The following is a 17,047-nucleotide window of genomic DNA, read 5'->3' as shown; positions in this document are numbered from 1 at the left end:
CGGCGCGAATGGTGAATGCAAGGTTTCCATCACCTGTGCGGACGATGTCGTGAAATCACGATGCCGCCGGCGCGAGGGCGGCCGCGACCACCGCATCAATCGAAAATTTACGCCGAATCCGGTTCCACCACCGCTTGCAGGATTTTCTTCGCCTGAAGGGGCGGCGGAGATACCCGAGATTCAGAACCGCTCTGATACGCAAGGGGCAGATTGCGGAATTCAACGCAACGGGACGAAAAAGACGCATAGGGACGCGACATGTTTTTCCTGCTTCGTATGGCATTCTGGCTCGGGCTCGTGCTCGTGCTGCTGCCGAGGGACAAGGCGCCGGACGCGGACAAGGGCCCGCAGATCGGCGCCTCCGAGGCCGTATCGGCTGCGACGGCGGCGGTGTCGGACATGAGTCAATTCTGCACACGTCAGCCCGCCGCCTGCGAGGTCGGCGGTCAGGCCGCGGTCGCGATCGGGCAGCGCGCCCAGGACGGCGCGAAAAAGCTGTACCGGATCATCACCGACAAGCGCGCTCCCGACCATACCGGGTCGATCGACGCCATGGCATCCGCCGAAGATACGCAGCATGACACGCTGACGCCGGAAGATTTGCAGACCGAATGGCATCTCACGGCGCCGGAGGGCGTCCCGGCCAACTAGCAGCAACCTTATGATTCGAGTGTGGTTTTGGCTCAGAGAGCCACCTAACGAGGCGGAACAATTTCGGCAAGGATCGCCGCGCCCATATCGATTTTTCCCGCTCCCGGCCCTATATAGGGCTCGTACATCACACATATGGACATACGTGTCAGGATGACGATCGACGAGATCAGGGACAACTTTGCGATTCTGGACGAGTGGGACGACCGCTATCGGTACGTCATCGAACTCGGACGCACCCTTGAACCGATGAGCGAAGCCGAACATTCAGCCGCCAACAAGGTGCAGGGCTGCACCAGTCAGGTCTGGCTGTCCCTCACGACCACCCGCGACGCTGACAGCGAACCGGTGCTGACCTATGTCGGCGACAGCGATGCGCATATCGTGCGTGGCCTGGTCGCGATCCTGCTGACGCTTTATTCCGGCCGGAAGCCGCAGGCCATTCTCGATGCCGATGCGATCGCCATCTTTGACGAACTCGGCTTTCGTGAGCACCTCACGCCGCAGCGTTCCAACGGGCTGCGCGCCATGGTCGAACGCATTCGCAGGGACGCGCGGGCAGCGCTGGCCGACGCAGCCTGACCAGCCAGACCGCGACCGGCGCCTCGCCGGTATCTGACTGAGCATGATCTCATCCGAAACCGGTTTCCACTTTTCGGGATCATGCTCTATCTGATCGAGCATGATCCTATCCGAAAACCGGTTTCCACTTTTCGGGATCATGCTCTGGCTTGAGCAAGACGGAATCATCGTCATTGCGAGGAGCGCAAGCGACGAAGCAATCCAGTCTTTCCTTGCGGCTCCTGGATTGCTTCGCTCGGCGCAAAAATTGGCAAGAGCCAATTTTGTTGCGAGCTCGCAATGACGGCGAAGCTGATCTGGCCTCGTCCTATTCTATCGCCTACCCGCTCGTAAAGGTTGCGTCGCTTGCGAGCCACGTCCGCACATGCGTGCTATGCCCGGCTCGCGCTTCGCTCGCCAGACCGTAGTGCCTGGCCAGCTTGTCCAGCGCGAGTTGCAGCACGACCTTTGCCGATCGCGGAGGCCAGCCGCGTTCACGTTCGACGTCTTCAAGTCCGCGCAGAAAGCAACAGACATCCATCAGCAGGCCGGAAAACTCCGGCCCGCACGCCTGCAGCGCCAGCCGCACCCGCTGCCGGGACGCGACGATCAGATCGGTCATCTCACAGGCGCTCGTTCCGGACCCGCGCGGCCGCCCTCCGGTCGGCGCCGACCAGTTCGAGGTCACCCGCGGCGTCAGATTCCCGCGCGTAAAATCCGCGCGCAACCGTTCGCCGGCGACGAACTGGTCCGGGCTGATCATGGCGCGTCCATCGCGGCCCTTGCGGCGCGCCAGCCAGGCGAGAGGACTCTCGCTGTCGTTGGCCAACACGGTCGCAACGCCCGCGTCGGTCATGATCTCGCGCTCGGCAAGCGTGAGATGCTGCGCGCGAAACCGGTCGACGACTTCGGCAGGCCGGCTCTTCGGGCGGCGCGTCGCTTTGCCGACGCCGCGATCAGACGCCGACATCGGGCGTTCCATCGAGGCGTTCACCGGAAGCTACGCACGTTGTTTCGAGCACCGCGAGCCGGCGGTCCAGTCTTGCGTCATCGCGGCTGTCTTCAACCACGCGGCAGGCGTGGGAGACCGTGGTGCGGTCGCGGTCGAAAGCGCGGCCGATCGCCTCGAAACTCAGCGCAAAACCGACATGCGCCAGATACATGGCGACCTGCCGGGCGTATGCGGCGCGCGGGGCGCCGCGAGTGGACGCCATCACCGTCGCGGCATCGAGCCCGAATTCGTCGGCCACCAGCCCCGCGATGCCGTGACAGATTCGTTTCGCCGAGGTTGGCGACCGCCGGATGGTTGCGGGCGACGTGGACAGTGAGGTCAGAAGCATGGAAGCAGCCCCATTTTAGGAATATAATCATATATCCTAGAGGCTCTTTCTATCCCGGGGATAGCATTTTTCAAGATAAAGAAGGATCAGGCAGAGACATCCGCCGCTCGTTCTCGGATATTATTCCTAAAATTGGACGCCGGAAAGCCCTTGGCGTTATTTTCGCCGCCGGCGCTGCTGGCCGAGGCCCATGTTTTTGGCCAGTTGGGATCGCGTTACCGCGTAGTTCGGGGCCACCATGGGATAGTCCGCTGGAAGCTTCCATTTGTCCCGATATTGCTCGGGGCTCATGTTGTACTGCGTCCGCAGATGGCGCTTGAGCGATTTGAAACGCTTCCCGTCCTCCAGGCAGATCAGGTAGTCGGCGGTCATCGATTTCTTGACGGACACGGCGGGTTTGGCCGGTTCTGCCGGTGTTTCGCCCCGGCCGGAAGACACGCGCGTCAGGGCGGCGTGCACCTGGCTGATCAGCGCCGGGATTTCCGATGCCGGCGTCGTGTTGTTGCTGAGATAGGCCGATACGATCTCCGCCGTGAGGTCGAGAAAACTCTTGCCCGCTGTATCGCTCATGATCTCAATCTTCCGGATCGTAAAGCAGCATCGATACGCTCGGAATAGCGCTCAGAATCTGCCTTTACATGGCAAGTATGAGCGGATTGCTGCCGGCATGACAAGAACGACACGCGCATGTGCGGGGTTTATTTCGGAGATGACCGGTCGGGGCCCTGATCCAGATGCGCGCGCAATTGATCGATCGATGCGAATCGCATCATGCCCTCCGGCAGTTGCGCCTCGATCGTACCGTCGGAATAGAGCGAATAGGCCATCCCGTCGACAACGCCGGATCTCATCACCGTGACCGCGGAAGCGCTCTGGCCATGAAAGCCGGACGTTCGCTCGATTCTTGCCCTGGCAGACGAAGCCACGGACGACGCGCGGCCCGGCTCCGGGCGCGATCGCTCGGACCGCGGCCAGGGATCGTCGAATGATGGCGGCCGGGGCCCTTCGAGGTCCGGAGCGTGTGTCGCAGGCGCAGGCGGAGACAAGCCGGCGAGACCCGATCGTTCCGCCATCGCGCGCTCGCGCTCCTTCCTCATGGAGGACGCGAACAGGAGATTGCGGCGCGGTTTCAGCGGTGACGGCGCATCGGAGGATTCCGGAGGCTCAGGCGCTGCAACATCCGGGACGGCAGCGGCGCGATCGCGGGTGAACGTTTCCACTTGCCAGGGCGGCGACCGAACGGAAGGCGTACCTGTCGGATCGCTTGCCGCGCCAGGCGCGGCGCGATCGGCATCCCACAGCGGCGGGTGGGTGTCCTCGATGCCCCTGCCCGGCGGAATCGGCACACGGAGATCACCGCCGCGATGATCACCGCCGCGATCAGCGGCCTCGGCTGCGAAGCGCAGCCGGTCTGCGACCGCCCGCAATTCGCGGACGACAAGCGACAGGCTGACCATGATCAGGCCGGTGCAGGAAACCACCGCGCCGGACATAATCAGGGTATCGCCGAAGCTGAACTCCTTGACCGGGATCCCGAAGGCGACCGTCACCAGACCGGCCACGAACACACCGATCCCGACGACGACTAAAAGCACATTCATTCGTAAGCTCCGCCCCCCAGTGACGATAGCGTCATAACGTACGCCTCGCCAGTCGCGAATTCGTCTCGGAACGCTAAAGCTGGTAGCCGAGACCGCAACCCGCTCGAACTTGCCCGACCGCGGAATTGGTGTAGGCTCGCGCCATCACCCTCTACATAGCGAATCCAGACGCCGCCCAATTCCGGGCGGCGTTTTCATGTGAGCGTGAGGATCGCTTCAGCGCGGTGCCTCCGCGAGCGCCACGAGGATCCGCGCCCACGACCGGATGCCCTTGTGAAAACTCTTCAGGTCGTACTTCTCGTTCGGCGAATGGATGTTGTCGTCGTCAAGGCCGAAGCCGACCAGCACGGTGTCCAGACCCAGCGTGGTCTTGAAATCGGCGACGATCGGAATCGACGCGCCGCAGCCGATCAGCAGCGTCTCCTTGTTCCATTCCTCGGTCAACGCCCGCTTCGCGGCGGCCAGCGGCTTCATGTTCCAGTCGAGCGCAATCGCGGGCGCGCCCGCGTGATCGAGAAACTCGACCGAGCAGTCCGCCGGCACGCGCTGCTTCACAAAGGCACGGAAGGCGGCGCGGACCTTGTTGGGCTCCTGACCTTCGACGAGGCGGAACGAGACCTTGGCCGATGCCTGAGCCGGAATCACGGTCTTGGAGCCCTCGCCGGTATAGCCGCCGACGATCCCGTTGATGTCGCAGGCCGGCCGCGACAACACCTGCTCGATCAGCAGACGGTCCTTTTCACCGGCGGGGAGCGAAAGTCCGATCGGCTTCAGGAACCTGTCCGGCGTCAGATCGAGCTTCGCCCACTGGGCGCGGATATCGGCCGGCAAATCCTTCACGCCATCGTAGAAGCCGGGAAGCGCGATACGGCCGTTGTCGTCATGGAGGCTGCCGAGAATCCGGGTCAGCACCCGGATCGGGTTTTGCGCGCCGCCGCCGAAAATGCCGGAATGCAGGTCGCGGTTCGCGGCCTTGATGACCACTTCCTCATAGACCAGTCCGCGCAGCGACGTGGTGATCGCCGGCGTATCGGGATCCCACATGCTGGTATCGCACACCAGCGCGAAATCCGCGGCAAGATCCTTCTTGTTCTGTTCGAGGAACGGCACGAAGTTTTTCGAGCCGACCTCCTCCTCACCCTCGATCAGGATCGTCACGTCCAGCGGCAACGAACCCGCCACCGACATCCAGGCGCGGCAGGCTTCGACGAACGTCATCAACTGGCCCTTGTCGTCTTCCGCCCCGCGCGCCACGATGATCTTGCGGCCGTCGGCATGGTTCGTAACCACCGGTTCGAACGGCGGACGGGTCCACAAATTCAGCGGATCGACCGGCTGAACGTCGTAGTGGCCATAGAACAGGACGTGCGGCCGCGATCCGGTGTTGCCGTCGCTTTTGGCGACGATCGCGGGATGGCCCGCCGTCGGGCGGACCTCGGCGGCAAATTTCAGCGTCGCGATATCGGCGGCGAGATGATCGGCCGCCGCCTTGCAATCCCCGGCGAATGCCGGATCGGCGGAGATCGATTTGATGCGCAGCAACGCGAACAGCCGCTCCAGGCTGTTGTCGAAATCGGCGTCGATGTGGTCGAGGACCGTTTGCAGTTGTGATGTGCCGGACATTTGGTTTTCCCTGAAGTTACGGATCGGACAACCCCTCAGATTCTTTCGGGCGGCGCGGTCGAATGCGGATCGGTCGCCGGTGACGGGTGACGGATGTGCCACGCCAGCGCGGCGATCATAACGAACGTCGCCACGAGATTATTTCCGACGGCTTGAAGAATTTTCGGAAACACCGGCAGCGACAGCGCCATCAGTGCAAACGATGCGCCCAGTGCCCAGCGCGAAATCGCCCGCGCCTTCGGCCGGAGGTCGAAAGCGGAACGCTGAAACAGCACCGTTATCGGAAAGAACAGCCACACGAAGTAATACTGCCGCGCCAGCGGCGAGGCGATCGTCATCAGGCAGAACAGAATTCCGACTTCCTCGGCGGTCGATCTCGGCGTCATTTTCGATCGTGCCGGAATGATGACGATAAAGCCCAGCCCGATCGCGGCAAAGACGGCCAGAACGACGGCGTTCGCGGTCTTGTAGTCGAGATCGGCGAGGTTCATGTACTGCGCCGGCTTGGCGGGATCGATCTGGTTGTAATTGACCGGGCGCACCAACCGATGCGTGACGGCGATGATCGACTGATTGACCCAGGACCAGTTCTGGGCGTCGCGCTGCCCGAACCCCTGCTCCGAGTTCGATCCGACCATGCCGCGATACCACGTTGTCAACTCCGAGACGTTGCGCTCGAAGCCGCGGATCGGAGCCGGCGCCAGAAACAGGAGAATGCCCAGGAACGCGACCATGCTGGCCGCGCTGGCCCATCGGCGGCGCCATAACAGGTAGGGCAGCACGGCGACGGGAAAGACCTTGATGGCGGCCGCGAGCGCAAACATGCTTCCCGACAGCCATGCGCGCCCCTGCCAGAGCCACAGGAAGCCGAGCAGCATCATGGCGAGAAGAACCAGATTGGGCTGCCCGAGATCGAACATGTCGAAGACGAAGGTGATCGTCACAAGGCCCGGCAGGGCCTCAAGCCAGGGATCAGGCCTTCTGCCCGATCCGGTCATGGCGTTGGAGAGTTGTGCCGTCATCCACCATGCGACGGCATTGAGAAGGCACAGACCGAGATACAGCGGAATTTTTCCGAAATAGCTCGGTATCGCGAGCAGGATGGCCGACAGCGGCGGGTAAAGGAAGGCAAAGCCGTCGTGCGGCCCTTGCGGATACAGATCGCCGCCGTGCAGGACTTGCTGACCGGCCCAGTACCACAGCGAATAGTCCTTGGTCTTGCCGTGTCCCCAGATCTCGGGGACCAGAACATCGGCGGTCAGCAGAATACAGGCCAAAAGAAACAGGACATCCAGCGGACGCCGGAACGATGGCCATCTCAGCACGAGCATTTTTCCGTTGTCGACGCGGCGGCATCTTCGGCACGCGCCTTGCGTTATCAGAAGCGGCTCCGGCTGCAAACCGTTCCTCTGTCGGCAATGCCGCAGAGGGCGCGAAGGAGAGCATCGCCGCCCAGCGCGTTATCGCCGCAGCAATCCCCCGAGCGCGCCGCGCACCAGCGCCCGCCCGACCGAGCCGCCGAGCGAGCCGCCGACCGACTTGCCGAGATCGGCGACGATCCCTCCGACCACTTTGTTGGTAACGGAGCGCGTGACGCTGCGCGCGATCACCTGTCCCGTCGACATCCTGCCGCGCGGCGTATTGGTCCCGAACACGGCGCCGACGATCGATCCGATCTGACCGAGAATTCCGCCTTCCGCCGGTGCATCGGCGGTCGCCGCGGTCCCCTCGACGCGCTTCTGAAGCATCTCGTAAGCGGACTCGGAATCGATCGCGGTGTCGTATTTTCCCTTCACCGGACTGCCGTCCATGATGGTCTTGCGCTCTTCCGCGGTGATCGGGCCGATCCGCGCAGACGGCGGCCGCACCATCACGCGTTCGACCACGGCCGGCGTACCGTTGCCTTCCAGGAACGACACCAAGGCCTCGCCCTTGCCGAGTTCGGTAATGACCTGCGCCGTGTTCAGCTTGGGGTTTGGCCGGAACGTCTGCGCCGCCGCCGCGACCGCCTTCTGGTCGCGCGGCGTGAATGCGCGCAGCGCATGCTGCACCCGGTTGCCGAGCTGGCCCAGCACCTTGTCCGGGACATCGATCGGGTTCTGGGTGACGAAATAAACTCCGACCCCCTTTGAGCGGATCAGACGCACGACCTGCTCGATCTTGTCCATCAGCGCCTTGGGCGCGTCGTTGAACAGAAGATGAGCCTCGTCGAAAAAGAACACCAGCTTCGGTTTCGGCGGGTCGCCGACCTCGGGCAACTGCTCGAACAGCTCCGACAACATCCACAGCAGGAATGTCGCATAGAGCTTCGGACTCTGCATCAGTTTGTCGGCGACAAGAATATTGACCATGCCGCGGCCGTCGCGATCGGTGCGCATGAAATCCGTCAGCGACAGCGCGGGCTCGCCGAAAAACTTGTCGCCGCCCTGGTTTTCCAGCACCAGAAGCTGGCGCTGGATAGTCCCCACGGTCTGTTTCGAGACATTGCCGTATTGCGTCGTCAGGTCGGCGGCGTGTTCGGCGATAAAGGCGAGGATGGCCCGAAGGTCCTTCATGTCGAGCAGCAGCAGTCCCTGTTCGTCCGCCACCCGGAAGGCGATGTTGAGCACACCCTCCTGAACGTCGTTCAGATCCATCATGCGGGACAGCAGCAGCGGACCCATTTCCGAGACGGTCGCGCGCACCGGATGGCCCTGCTCGCCGAAAACATCCCAAAAAATGGTCGAAAATTGATCGGGCTGGAAGGCAAGGCCCATATCCTTGGCGCGCTTGAGTATGGAATCCTTGGCTTCGCCGGGCTCCGAGATACCGGACAGGTCGCCCTTGATATCTGCGGCGAATACCGGCACTCCCGCGCGAGAAAATCCTTCCGCCATCACCTGGAGCGACACGGTTTTTCCGGTTCCCGTGGCGCCGGTGACAAGACCGTGCCGATTGGCGAGACCTAGCGTCAGCCACGCCGGCTGCTCGCCTTTGCCGATGAAAATACCTTGATCGGTATCGCCGATCCCGGTCGCCGTTTTCGCCATGATCGCCTCTTCGTGATCTCGCCGAGCAGCATCATCCTACTTCATGTTATGTACCGATTGAAACCGGCGAACAGCCGCGAGCCTTTCGAAAATCATCGCACTGAACGATCGCGGACATAGTCGCGGCTGTGCTCCACCCTGCAAATGACGGGTGACTCGCGATGTTTTTGGCATGAATCCGGCAGTCGGTCTTGCATCTCGGCAACACTCCTCAAGCGATTGACGGTCAATCGTCGTTTGTTCTGCCTCGTCGCTTGTATTTCGTATCGCAAGAGTCTCATGATGAAATCATAAACAATGAGCCGGCGATCAACCGGTGGAGGCGGGGTACCATGAACGAACTGGTCGAGCGGCGTGCCGCGAGAGCCGGCGCCGATTCTGCTGTCGCGCGAACAACCGTCAACACGATCCCGGACTTTCAGCGCAAGGAAGGTCCTGCCGACAAGATTCAATCGCTGATCGGCACGATAGCCGGCGCGGAAAACGCGGTCGAACGGACGCGATCGTTTCCGGGATGCCGGACCTTCGCCGATTCGTATCAAGCACCTTCGTATTCCTGAACGCCATGACATATCCAATCGCCAAGCTCGAAGGTCTGACCGCCGTCGACGCCAAGAAGCTGAGGTCCGTCGGCATCCGGACGACAGATGCCTACCTTGAAGCAGCCAGCACCTCGAAAGGCCGCAAGGCGCTCGCCGCCAAGACCGGATTCAGCGAACAGCAACTGCTGGAGTGGGCCAATCACGCCGACTACATGCGTATCCCGGGGATGGGCAACGGCAAGACCAAGCTGCTGCGCGCGGCCGGCGTCACCACGGTACGGGAATTGACGCATCGTAACCCGGCTCGTCTGGCTCAGGCCATGAAAGACGTGAACACCAGGCGCAAGTTCGTCAGCGTTCTGCCGTCAGAGAAATCAATCGGCGATCTGATCGCGCAAGCGCGCAAGCTTCCGCTCAAGATCACCTATTGAGCCACCCCTTCTGCGTCTCCGACGAGGCTTTTTCGCGCCTTGACACCATGTTCGGGACCGCGCAAAGCCAGCGCATGACGGCGGCAGATTCCATATCCAGGCATATAACGGATGACGCACGTCATCCGCTGCTGCATGCGCTGCTGTCGCGGCCATATCCGGCGGTCATGGGGGTCTTGAACGTCACCCCCGACTCGTTCTCCGACGGCGGTCAATTCATCACGCCCGACCGGGCGCTGGCGCAGGCGCGCCGCATGATCGCGGAAGGGGCCGACATCATCGACATCGGCGCCGAATCCACCCGCCCCTACGGATCGCAGCCGGTCTCGCACGACGAGGAGATGCTGCGGCTGAAGCCGGTGCTGGCCGCCGCCGTCGCGCTGGGCGTTCCCGTGTCCATCGACAGCATGAAATCGTCGATCGTCGCCTGGGCGTGTGAGACCGGAGCCGCGATCGCCAACGACGTCTGGGGTTTGCAGCGCGATCCGGACATGGCGCGCGTGGTCGCCGCGCACAATGCGCCCGTCATCGTGATGCATAACCGGGACAAGGCTGACGCCAGCCTCGACATCATGCAGGACATCGCGGCATTCTTCGAACGATCGCTGGAGATCGCGGCGAAGGCCGGGATTCCCGCAGGTCATATCGTCCTCGATCCGGGCATCGGCTTCGGCAAAACCCAGGAACAGAGCATGGTCGCGCTGGCCCGGCTCGACGAACTGCGGACGTTCGGCCTGCCGATTCTGGTGGGCGCGTCGCGCAAGCGTTTCATCAGCACGGTGGTGCCGTCGGAGCCGAAGGAACGGCTCGGCGGCTCGCTCGCCGCGCATCTGATCGCAGCACGAGGCGGCGCACGCATCATCCGCACGCATGATGTGGCGGACACAGTGCAAGCGTTGCGCGTGGCGCAAGCCATCGATTCCAGGACATAGTCAGGGATCATCAGACCATGACCGGTACGATCTTTATCCGCGGCCTTGTGATCCATGCGCAGCACGGCGTCATGAAGCACGAGACCGAAGTCGGCCAGCGCTTCGTGATCGACCTCGAACTGTCGACCGATATGTCGGAATCCTCCCGGACCGACCGCCTGGTCGATACCGTGTCCTATTCCAATGTGGTGGCGACGGCTAGCGCCGCATTCAAGAATGCCAACTACAAGCTGCTCGAACGCGCCGCGGGCGCCGTCGCCGACGCGGTGCTGGCAGCATTTCCGCGCATCAGCACGATCACGGTCACCGTGCACAAGCCGCATGCCCCGATCGCGGCGATCTTCGAGGACGTCGGCGTCACCCTCACCCGCAACAGGGAATAGCCGTCGCCATGGCCAGCGTCCTGATCGCGCTCGGTGGCAATGTCGGAGACGTCCGGCAGACTTTTCGCAAAGCCATCGCCAACATCTGCGGCATGACGCAGGGTGCGCTCGTCGCCCGCTCGTCCGACTACGCCACCCCGCCATGGGGCGAGGAAAATCAGGATCGTTTCGTCAACGCCTGCATCGAGATCGATACCCGCCTCGACCCGCACGCGCTGCTGTTCACGCTGCACAAGATCGAGAAGAAATTCGGCCGCGACCGCAGCAAGGAGACACGTTGGGGTCCGCGCACGCTGGACCTCGATCTGATCGCCTATGACGATGCCGTCCTCGACAAGCCGGAGTTGACGTTACCGCATCCGCGCCTGTTCGAGCGCGCGTTCGTGCTGGTTCCGCTTGCCGAAATCGCGCCGGATCGCATGATCGCGGGGCGAACGCCGACCGCGGCGCTGGCCGACGTATCGAGCGCCGGAATCGAGCGCCTGCCCGACCTCGACTGACTTGGCCGTCAACGCTTGGCCGTCAACGCTTGCCCGCAAACGACTGTTTGGCTTGTCCGCCGCCTCATGGCATTTTGCGCAAGAGCATGATCCCGAAAAGTGGGAACCGGTTTTCGGATAAGATCATGCTCGATCAAAAAGATAAGGCCAGAGTCTGATTCAACGCAGTTGAATCAGACTCTGACAACCGGCTTTCCGGAAACGAGCGCACCAATGCCCGCTGCCCCCGACGATGTCGTTGCCGATCCGCCGCTGGCCGCCGATTTCGCACCGGCCACCGCCGCCGACTGGCGCAAGCTAGTCGGTGGCGTCCTGAAAGGCGCGCCGTTCGAGAAGCTGATCGGCAAAACCTATGACGGTCTCAGGATCGAACCGATCTATCCGCGCGCGCAGAACGCGCACGCGATCGGCGGTCGCACCGCAGCAGTGCCATGGCGGATCATGCAGCGGATCGATCATCCCGACGCCGCGCAGGCCAACGCGCAGGCGCTGCACGACCTCGACAACGGCGCTGGCGGCCTGACGCTGGTGTTCGCCGGCGCCAATGGCGCGCACGGGTACGGACTGCCGCCGACCCTGGAGGCTGTCGCAAAAGTTCTCGATGGTGTTTTTCTCGACGCAGGCATCTCCATCGCGTTGCAGATCGGGCCGCAGTCGCGGATGGCCGCGATCCATCTCGCCGATTACGTCAAGGGCAAGGGCTTCGATCCCGCCGCCTGCGACATCCGCTTCGGTCTCGATCCGCTCGGCGCCTGCGCGGTGTGGGGATCGAGTCCGTATACGTGGCCCGAAATCGTCCCAGTGGTGGCCGGTGCTGCGAACAATCTCGCCGCCCTGGGCTTCAAGGGTCCCTTCATTGTCGCCGACGGCCGGGTGATCCACGACGCCGGCGGATCGGAGGCGCAGGAACTCGCCTTCGTGCTGGCGTCGGCGGTCGCATATCTCCGTGGCCTCGAAAGCGCCGGCACCGCGCTCGAGACTGCGCGCGGCATGATCTACGCGCGGCTCAGCGCCGACGCCGACCAATTTTTGACGCTGGCCAAATTCCGCGCGTTGCGGCTGTTGTGGGCGCGGATCGAGCAGGCTTGCGGCCTCGCGCCAAAGCCGTTGTTCATCGCCGCCGAGACCGCGTGGCGGATGCTGACGCAGCGCGACCCTTACGTGAATATGCTGCGCGCCACCGTCGCCACGGTTTCGGCGGGGCTCGGCGGCGCCGACAGCCTGACCGTGCTGCCGCATACGCTGGCGCTCGGATTGCCGGACACCTTTGCGCGCCGCATCGCGCGCAACACCCAGCTCATTCTGCTGGAGGAATCCAGCCTCGCCAAAGTGGCCGATCCGACGGCAGGTTCGGGCGGCATCGAGACGCTGACGCGGCAGCTTTGCGAAGCGGCATGGACACAATTTCAGGAGATTGAAAAAACAGGCGGGGCATTCGCGGCGCTGACGCAAAACCTGATTCAGCGCAACGTTGCCGCGACGCGCGCGGCGCGCGAAGCCAATGTCGCAAAACGCCGCGACGTGCTCACCGGCGCCAGCGAATTTCCTGACCTGCATGAGAAGTCTCCGGAAGTGCTGGATGCGAAGCCGGTCGCACTTGCGCCCTATGGCGAGGCGAAAATCAAATTCGATGCGTTGGCGCCGATGCGGCTCGCCGCTGTTTTCGAGAAACTGCGCGACCGCTCCGACGCGATGCTTGCAGCGATCGGCGCGCGGCCGAAAGTCTTTCTCGCCACTCTCGGCACCGCCGCCGACTTCACCGCGCGCGCGACCTTCGCCCGCAGCTTCTTCGAGGCCGGCGGGATCGAGGCGGTCGATCCTCCCTCGCCTGTCGCCACCGGAGATGTAAAGACAGCCACCCTCGCCGCCGCCTTCAAGGCGTCCGGAGCACAATTGGTCTGCCTGTGTTCCTCGGACGCGGTCGATGCCGATCAGGCGGCTGCCGCGGTGCAAGCCTTTCATGCCGAGGGCGCACGCCATATCTATTTGGCTGGACGGCCCGCCGACCAGGAAGCCGCGCTTCGCGCTGTTGGCGTGGAGAACTTCATCTTCGCGGGCGGCGATGCATTGGCGGTGTTGAACGACGTCTGGCGGCGACTGGAGCAACGATGACCGATCAGGTGAAACCGTCGCTGACCGGCGGCTGCCAGTGCGGCGCGATCCGCTTCGGGCTGACAGCCTCGCCGATGCGGATCAGCATCTGCCACTGCCGCATGTGCCAGAAGGCCGCTGGCGCACCGTTTGCGTCTCTCGCCGATATCCCGCGCGAGAACTTTCGCTGGACCAGGGGCACGCCCGCGACGTTCCGCTCGTCCTCCATCGCGGAACGCGCTTTCTGCGCCGCCTGCGGCACGCCATTGAGTTTCAGCCGCATCAGCGGCCCATGCATCGAGATCATGACCGGCGCTTTCGACCGGCCCGACCTGCTGGTGCCGACCCGGCAATATGGCACCGAATCCCGGCTCGGCTGGGTCGCGACCATCGTCAACCTGCCGAGCCATACCACAAATGAAAATTACGGGGCGGAGAAGATGGCGACCATCATCAGCCACCAGCACCCGGACCATGATTGAATGACAATGACCCGCATTCCGAATTTCGCCGATGTCGCCTTCGCGCCGGTCGCGGCTCCTGCCGCCGGCGGCAGCGCCGAATCATCCTCGGAATTTTGGCTGACGCCCGAGGGTATTCCGGTCAAATCCGCTTACGGCGAATCCGATCTCGACGGCATCGACTTCCTCGACACCTGGCCCGGCATCGCGCCTTACTTACGCGGCCCCTACCCGACCATGTATGTCAATCAGCCGTGGACTATCAGGCAATATGCGGGGTTCTCGACGGCTGAGGATTCCAACGCCTTCTATCGCCGCAACCTCGCCGCTGGCCAGAAGGGGCTGTCGGTCGCCTTCGACCTCGCCACCCATCGCGGCTACGACTCGGATCATCCCCGCGTATCGGGCGACGTCGGCATGGCCGGCGTCGCGATCGACTCCATCTACGATATGCGCACGCTGTTCGCCGGCATCCCGCTCGACCGGATGAGCGTGTCGATGACCATGAACGGCGCGGTGCTGCCGATCCTGGCGCTGTTCGTCGTCGCCGCCGAGGAACAGGGCGTGCCGCCTTCGAGCCTGTCGGGCACCATCCAGAACGACATTCTCAAAGAATTCATGGTGCGCAACACCTATATCTATCCACCAGTACCCTCGATGCGGATCGTCTCCGACATCTTCGCGTTCACCTCGCGGAAGATGCCGAAGTTCAATTCCATTTCGGTCTCCGGCTACCACATGCAGGAAGCCGGCGCGACGCAGGACCTCGAACTCGCTTATACGCTTGCCGACGGCGTCGAATATGTCCGAGCCGGACTCGCGGCCGGCCTCGATGTCGACCGTTTCGCGCCGCGGCTATCGTTCTTCTGGGCGACCGGCATGAACTTCTTCATGGAAGTCGCCAAGATGCGCGCCGCGCGGCTGTTGTGGGCCAAGCTCATGAAGCCGTTCAATCCGAAGAATCCGCGTTCGCTCTCCTTGCGCACCCATTGCCAGACCTCCGGCTGGTCGCTGACCGCGCAGGACGTCTTCAATAACGTGATCCGCACCGCGATCGAGGCGATGGCGGCAACGCAAGGCCACACCCAGTCGTTGCACACCAACGCGCTCGACGAGGCGCTGGCGCTGCCCACCGATTTCTCCGCGCGCATCGCCCGCAATACCCAGCTTTTCCTGCAGCAGGAGAGCGGCACCACGCGCATCATCGATCCCTGGGGCGGCTCCTATTACGTCGAGCGGCTTACGCATGATCTCGCCGTGAAGGCGTGGGGCCATATCCGGGAAGTCGAGGAACTCGGCGGCATGGCCAGGGCAATCGAAGCCGGCGTGCCGAAGCTGCGCATCGAAGAGGCGGCCGCCAGAACGCAGGCCCGGATCGATGCCGGCAAGCAGGCGGTGATCGGCGTCAACAGGTACAGACCGGAGAACGAGACGCCGATCGACGTGCTCAAGGTCGACAACTCGACGGTGCGACGCTTGCAGATCGACAAGCTGAAACGGCTGCGCGGCGAGCGCAAGCAGGAGGATGTCGATGCCGCCCTCGCGGCGCTGACGCGTTCGGCCGGCGACGGCAACGGCAACCTGCTGGCGCTCGCCATCGATGCGGCGCGCGCCAAGGCCACCGTCGGCGAAATCTCCGACGCGATGGAGACGGTGTTCGGCCGGCATCGCGCCGAAATCAGGTCCATCACCGGGGTCTACAAGCGCGAGGCGGCCGCCATGTCCGACAAGGTTTCCAGGGTGCCGGCGCTGATCGACGCCTTCGAGGAGGCCGAGGGCCGTCGCCCGCGCATCCTCGTCGCCAAGATCGGGCAGGACGGCCACGACCGCGGCCAGAAGGTGATCGCTTCCGCCTTCGCCGATATCGGCTTCGACGTCGATATCGGACCGTTGTTTGCAACAGCGGAAGAAGCCGCGCGGCAAGCGGTGGAAAACGACGTGCACATTCTTGGCGTGTCCTCGCTCGCCGCCGCGCACCTGACCGCCGTGCCGGAATTGAAGGCCGCGCTGAAAAGCCAAGGCCGCGACGACATCATGATCATCGTCGGCGGCGTGGTGCCGCCGCAGGATTACGATGCACTCCACGCGGCCGGCGCCGAAGCGATCTTCCCGCCGGGTACGGTGATCGCCGAGGCGGCCGAAGAACTGATCCGCAAGCTCAACGTTCGCTTGGGGCACAGCAGCGAGGCGGCGGAGTGAGGGAGACGATTCGACGGAATCGTGATAGGTGAGTCGAATGAACACAATATCGAAGATCAGCCGCGACGAAATTGTTCTTAGCTTACGAAGGCTTCAACCACGGCTTCGGGAGCGCGGGATAAGCCGCTTAGCGATCTTCGGTTCCCGCGCAAGAGGCAACCCCAGACCTGATAGCGATCTTGACGTTCTCGTTGATGTCAAACCCGAGGCGAAATTCTCTCTGATCGATCTTGTCGGCATATCGCATATCATCAGCGACGAACTTGGTCTCCCCGCAAACATGTTTATGCGGCGTAGCTTAGAACCTGGACTGGCAAATACGATTCGGTCGGAAATCATTGAGGTATTCAATGACTGACCGGACTTATTGGCGTCTGGTGGATATGAAGAATGCGATTCTGGAAATCAGGAAGCTGTTAACTGACAAGACTTCCGATGCTGTCGCTACGGATATGGCAACCCGTGCAGCATTCGAACGTTTTCTTGAAATACTCAGTGAGGCATCGCAGCACATTCCCGAAAACTGGAAGAATGAGCACCAAGATATTCCGTGGCGGCAAGTTGCTGATCTCGGCAACTTCATCCGCCATGTCTATCATCGAATAGACCTCGATGTTCTATGGGCGATTTATACAGACGATCTTAATCCGTTGGAGCGCGTAGTAGATTTACTCCTCCATCGCGCAAAGCCAGATGTTTGAGT

General features: G+C 62.7%; 19 protein-coding genes. 12 read left to right on the top strand and 7 right to left on the bottom strand.

Annotated elements, in window-relative coordinates; translation table 11 throughout:
- The first annotated feature begins 258 nt into the window (after positions 1-258).
- Together V4R08_RS02205 and V4R08_RS02200 are read left to right on the top strand one after the other, a co-directional pair.
- The gene (locus V4R08_RS02205) at positions 259-651 is read left to right on the top strand and encodes a DUF5330 domain-containing protein (protein WP_335577836.1); all 393 of its coding nucleotides are present in this window, start codon (positions 259-261) and stop codon (positions 649-651) included.
- A gap of 153 nt (positions 652-804) precedes the next feature.
- Positions 805-1,233: a SufE family protein gene (locus tag V4R08_RS02200; RefSeq protein ID WP_335580153.1), complete on the top strand. Its 429-nt coding sequence runs from the start codon at positions 805-807 to the stop codon at positions 1,231-1,233.
- Positions 1,234-1,552: 319 nt separating this feature from the next.
- On the opposite strand, the gene V4R08_RS02195 is transcribed toward V4R08_RS02200, so the two are convergent.
- The 7 genes from V4R08_RS02195 to V4R08_RS02165 all read right to left on the bottom strand — a co-directional run bounded on the left by V4R08_RS02195 (position 1,553) and on the right by V4R08_RS02165 (position 8,805).
- Positions 1,553-2,182, bottom strand: a complete 630-nt coding sequence (locus V4R08_RS02195) for a DUF6456 domain-containing protein (protein WP_335577835.1) — start codon at positions 2,180-2,182, stop codon at positions 1,553-1,555.
- Entirely contained in the window at positions 2,169-2,552 is a 384-nt protein-coding gene (locus tag V4R08_RS02190; protein WP_335577834.1) for a helix-turn-helix domain-containing protein, read from the bottom strand. Before V4R08_RS02190 ends, V4R08_RS02195 begins: the two co-directional genes overlap by 14 nt.
- Before the next feature lie 156 nt (positions 2,553-2,708).
- The gene (locus V4R08_RS02185; RefSeq protein ID WP_335577833.1) at positions 2,709-3,122 is read right to left on the bottom strand and encodes a Ros/MucR family transcriptional regulator; all 414 of its coding nucleotides are present in this window, start codon (positions 3,120-3,122) and stop codon (positions 2,709-2,711) included.
- 128 nt (positions 3,123-3,250) lie between these two features.
- Positions 3,251-4,153: a hypothetical protein gene (locus tag V4R08_RS02180; protein ID WP_335577832.1), complete on the bottom strand. Its 903-nt coding sequence runs from the start codon at positions 4,151-4,153 to the stop codon at positions 3,251-3,253.
- 216 nt (positions 4,154-4,369) lie between these two features.
- Positions 4,370-5,776: a M20/M25/M40 family metallo-hydrolase gene (locus tag V4R08_RS02175; protein WP_335577831.1), complete on the bottom strand. Its 1,407-nt coding sequence runs from the start codon at positions 5,774-5,776 to the stop codon at positions 4,370-4,372.
- Positions 5,777-5,811: 35 nt separating this feature from the next.
- On the bottom strand, positions 5,812-7,107 hold the full coding sequence (locus tag V4R08_RS02170) for a glycosyltransferase family 87 protein (RefSeq protein WP_335577830.1): 1,296 nt from the start codon (positions 7,105-7,107) through the stop codon (positions 5,812-5,814).
- Between the two features lie 129 nt (positions 7,108-7,236).
- Positions 7,237-8,805 (bottom strand): helicase HerA-like C-terminal domain-containing protein, encoded by a 1,569-nt coding sequence (locus V4R08_RS02165; RefSeq protein ID WP_335577829.1) that lies wholly within the window; start codon positions 8,803-8,805, stop codon positions 7,237-7,239.
- A 191-nt stretch (positions 8,806-8,996) separates the two neighbouring features.
- Here V4R08_RS02165 and V4R08_RS02160 point away from each other — a divergent pair, with 191 nt between their 5' ends.
- The 10 genes from V4R08_RS02160 (at position 8,997) to V4R08_RS02115 (ending at position 17,045) form a co-directional block, all read left to right on the top strand.
- Complete coding sequence (locus tag V4R08_RS02160) at positions 8,997-9,365, top strand: hypothetical protein (RefSeq protein WP_335577828.1); 369 nt, start codon at positions 8,997-8,999, stop codon at positions 9,363-9,365.
- 5 nt (positions 9,366-9,370) lie between these two features.
- Positions 9,371-9,778, top strand: a complete 408-nt coding sequence (locus V4R08_RS02155) for a DUF4332 domain-containing protein (protein WP_335577827.1) — start codon at positions 9,371-9,373, stop codon at positions 9,776-9,778.
- A 74-nt stretch (positions 9,779-9,852) separates the two neighbouring features.
- Positions 9,853-10,710, top strand: a complete 858-nt coding sequence (folP, locus tag V4R08_RS02150; RefSeq protein ID WP_335580152.1) for a dihydropteroate synthase — start codon at positions 9,853-9,855, stop codon at positions 10,708-10,710.
- A gap of 17 nt (positions 10,711-10,727) precedes the next feature.
- On the top strand, positions 10,728-11,093 hold the full coding sequence (gene folB, locus V4R08_RS02145) for a dihydroneopterin aldolase (RefSeq protein WP_335577826.1): 366 nt from the start codon (positions 10,728-10,730) through the stop codon (positions 11,091-11,093).
- A gap of 8 nt (positions 11,094-11,101) precedes the next feature.
- A complete protein-coding gene (gene folK, locus V4R08_RS02140; RefSeq protein WP_335577825.1) occupies positions 11,102-11,593 on the top strand; it encodes a 2-amino-4-hydroxy-6-hydroxymethyldihydropteridine diphosphokinase in 492 nt (163 codons plus the stop codon).
- 213 nt (positions 11,594-11,806) lie between these two features.
- Positions 11,807-13,705, top strand: coding sequence for a methylmalonyl-CoA mutase family protein (locus V4R08_RS02135; RefSeq protein WP_335577824.1), 1,899 nt, complete (start codon positions 11,807-11,809; stop codon positions 13,703-13,705).
- Complete coding sequence (locus V4R08_RS02130) at positions 13,702-14,166, top strand: GFA family protein (RefSeq protein ID WP_335577823.1); 465 nt, start codon at positions 13,702-13,704, stop codon at positions 14,164-14,166. Before V4R08_RS02135 ends, V4R08_RS02130 begins: the two co-directional genes overlap by 4 nt.
- A 6-nt stretch (positions 14,167-14,172) precedes the next feature.
- A complete protein-coding gene (gene scpA / locus V4R08_RS02125) occupies positions 14,173-16,344 on the top strand; it encodes a methylmalonyl-CoA mutase (protein WP_335580151.1) in 2,172 nt (723 codons plus the stop codon).
- 37 nt (positions 16,345-16,381) lie between these two features.
- Positions 16,382-16,702 (top strand): nucleotidyltransferase family protein, encoded by a 321-nt coding sequence (locus tag V4R08_RS02120; protein WP_335577822.1) that lies wholly within the window; start codon positions 16,382-16,384, stop codon positions 16,700-16,702.
- Entirely contained in the window at positions 16,695-17,045 is a 351-nt protein-coding gene (locus V4R08_RS02115) for a HepT-like ribonuclease domain-containing protein (protein WP_335577821.1), read from the top strand. Before V4R08_RS02120 ends, V4R08_RS02115 begins: the two co-directional genes overlap by 8 nt.
- Positions 17,046-17,047: the final 2 nt, after the last annotated feature.

The sequence above is a fragment of the Nitrobacter sp. NHB1 genome, from assembly GCF_036964665.1.
GTDB lineage: Bacteria > Pseudomonadota > Alphaproteobacteria > Rhizobiales > Xanthobacteraceae > Nitrobacter.
Note: the sequence above shows the minus strand (reverse complement) of the source record. Positions and strands in the feature narration are given on the sequence as shown.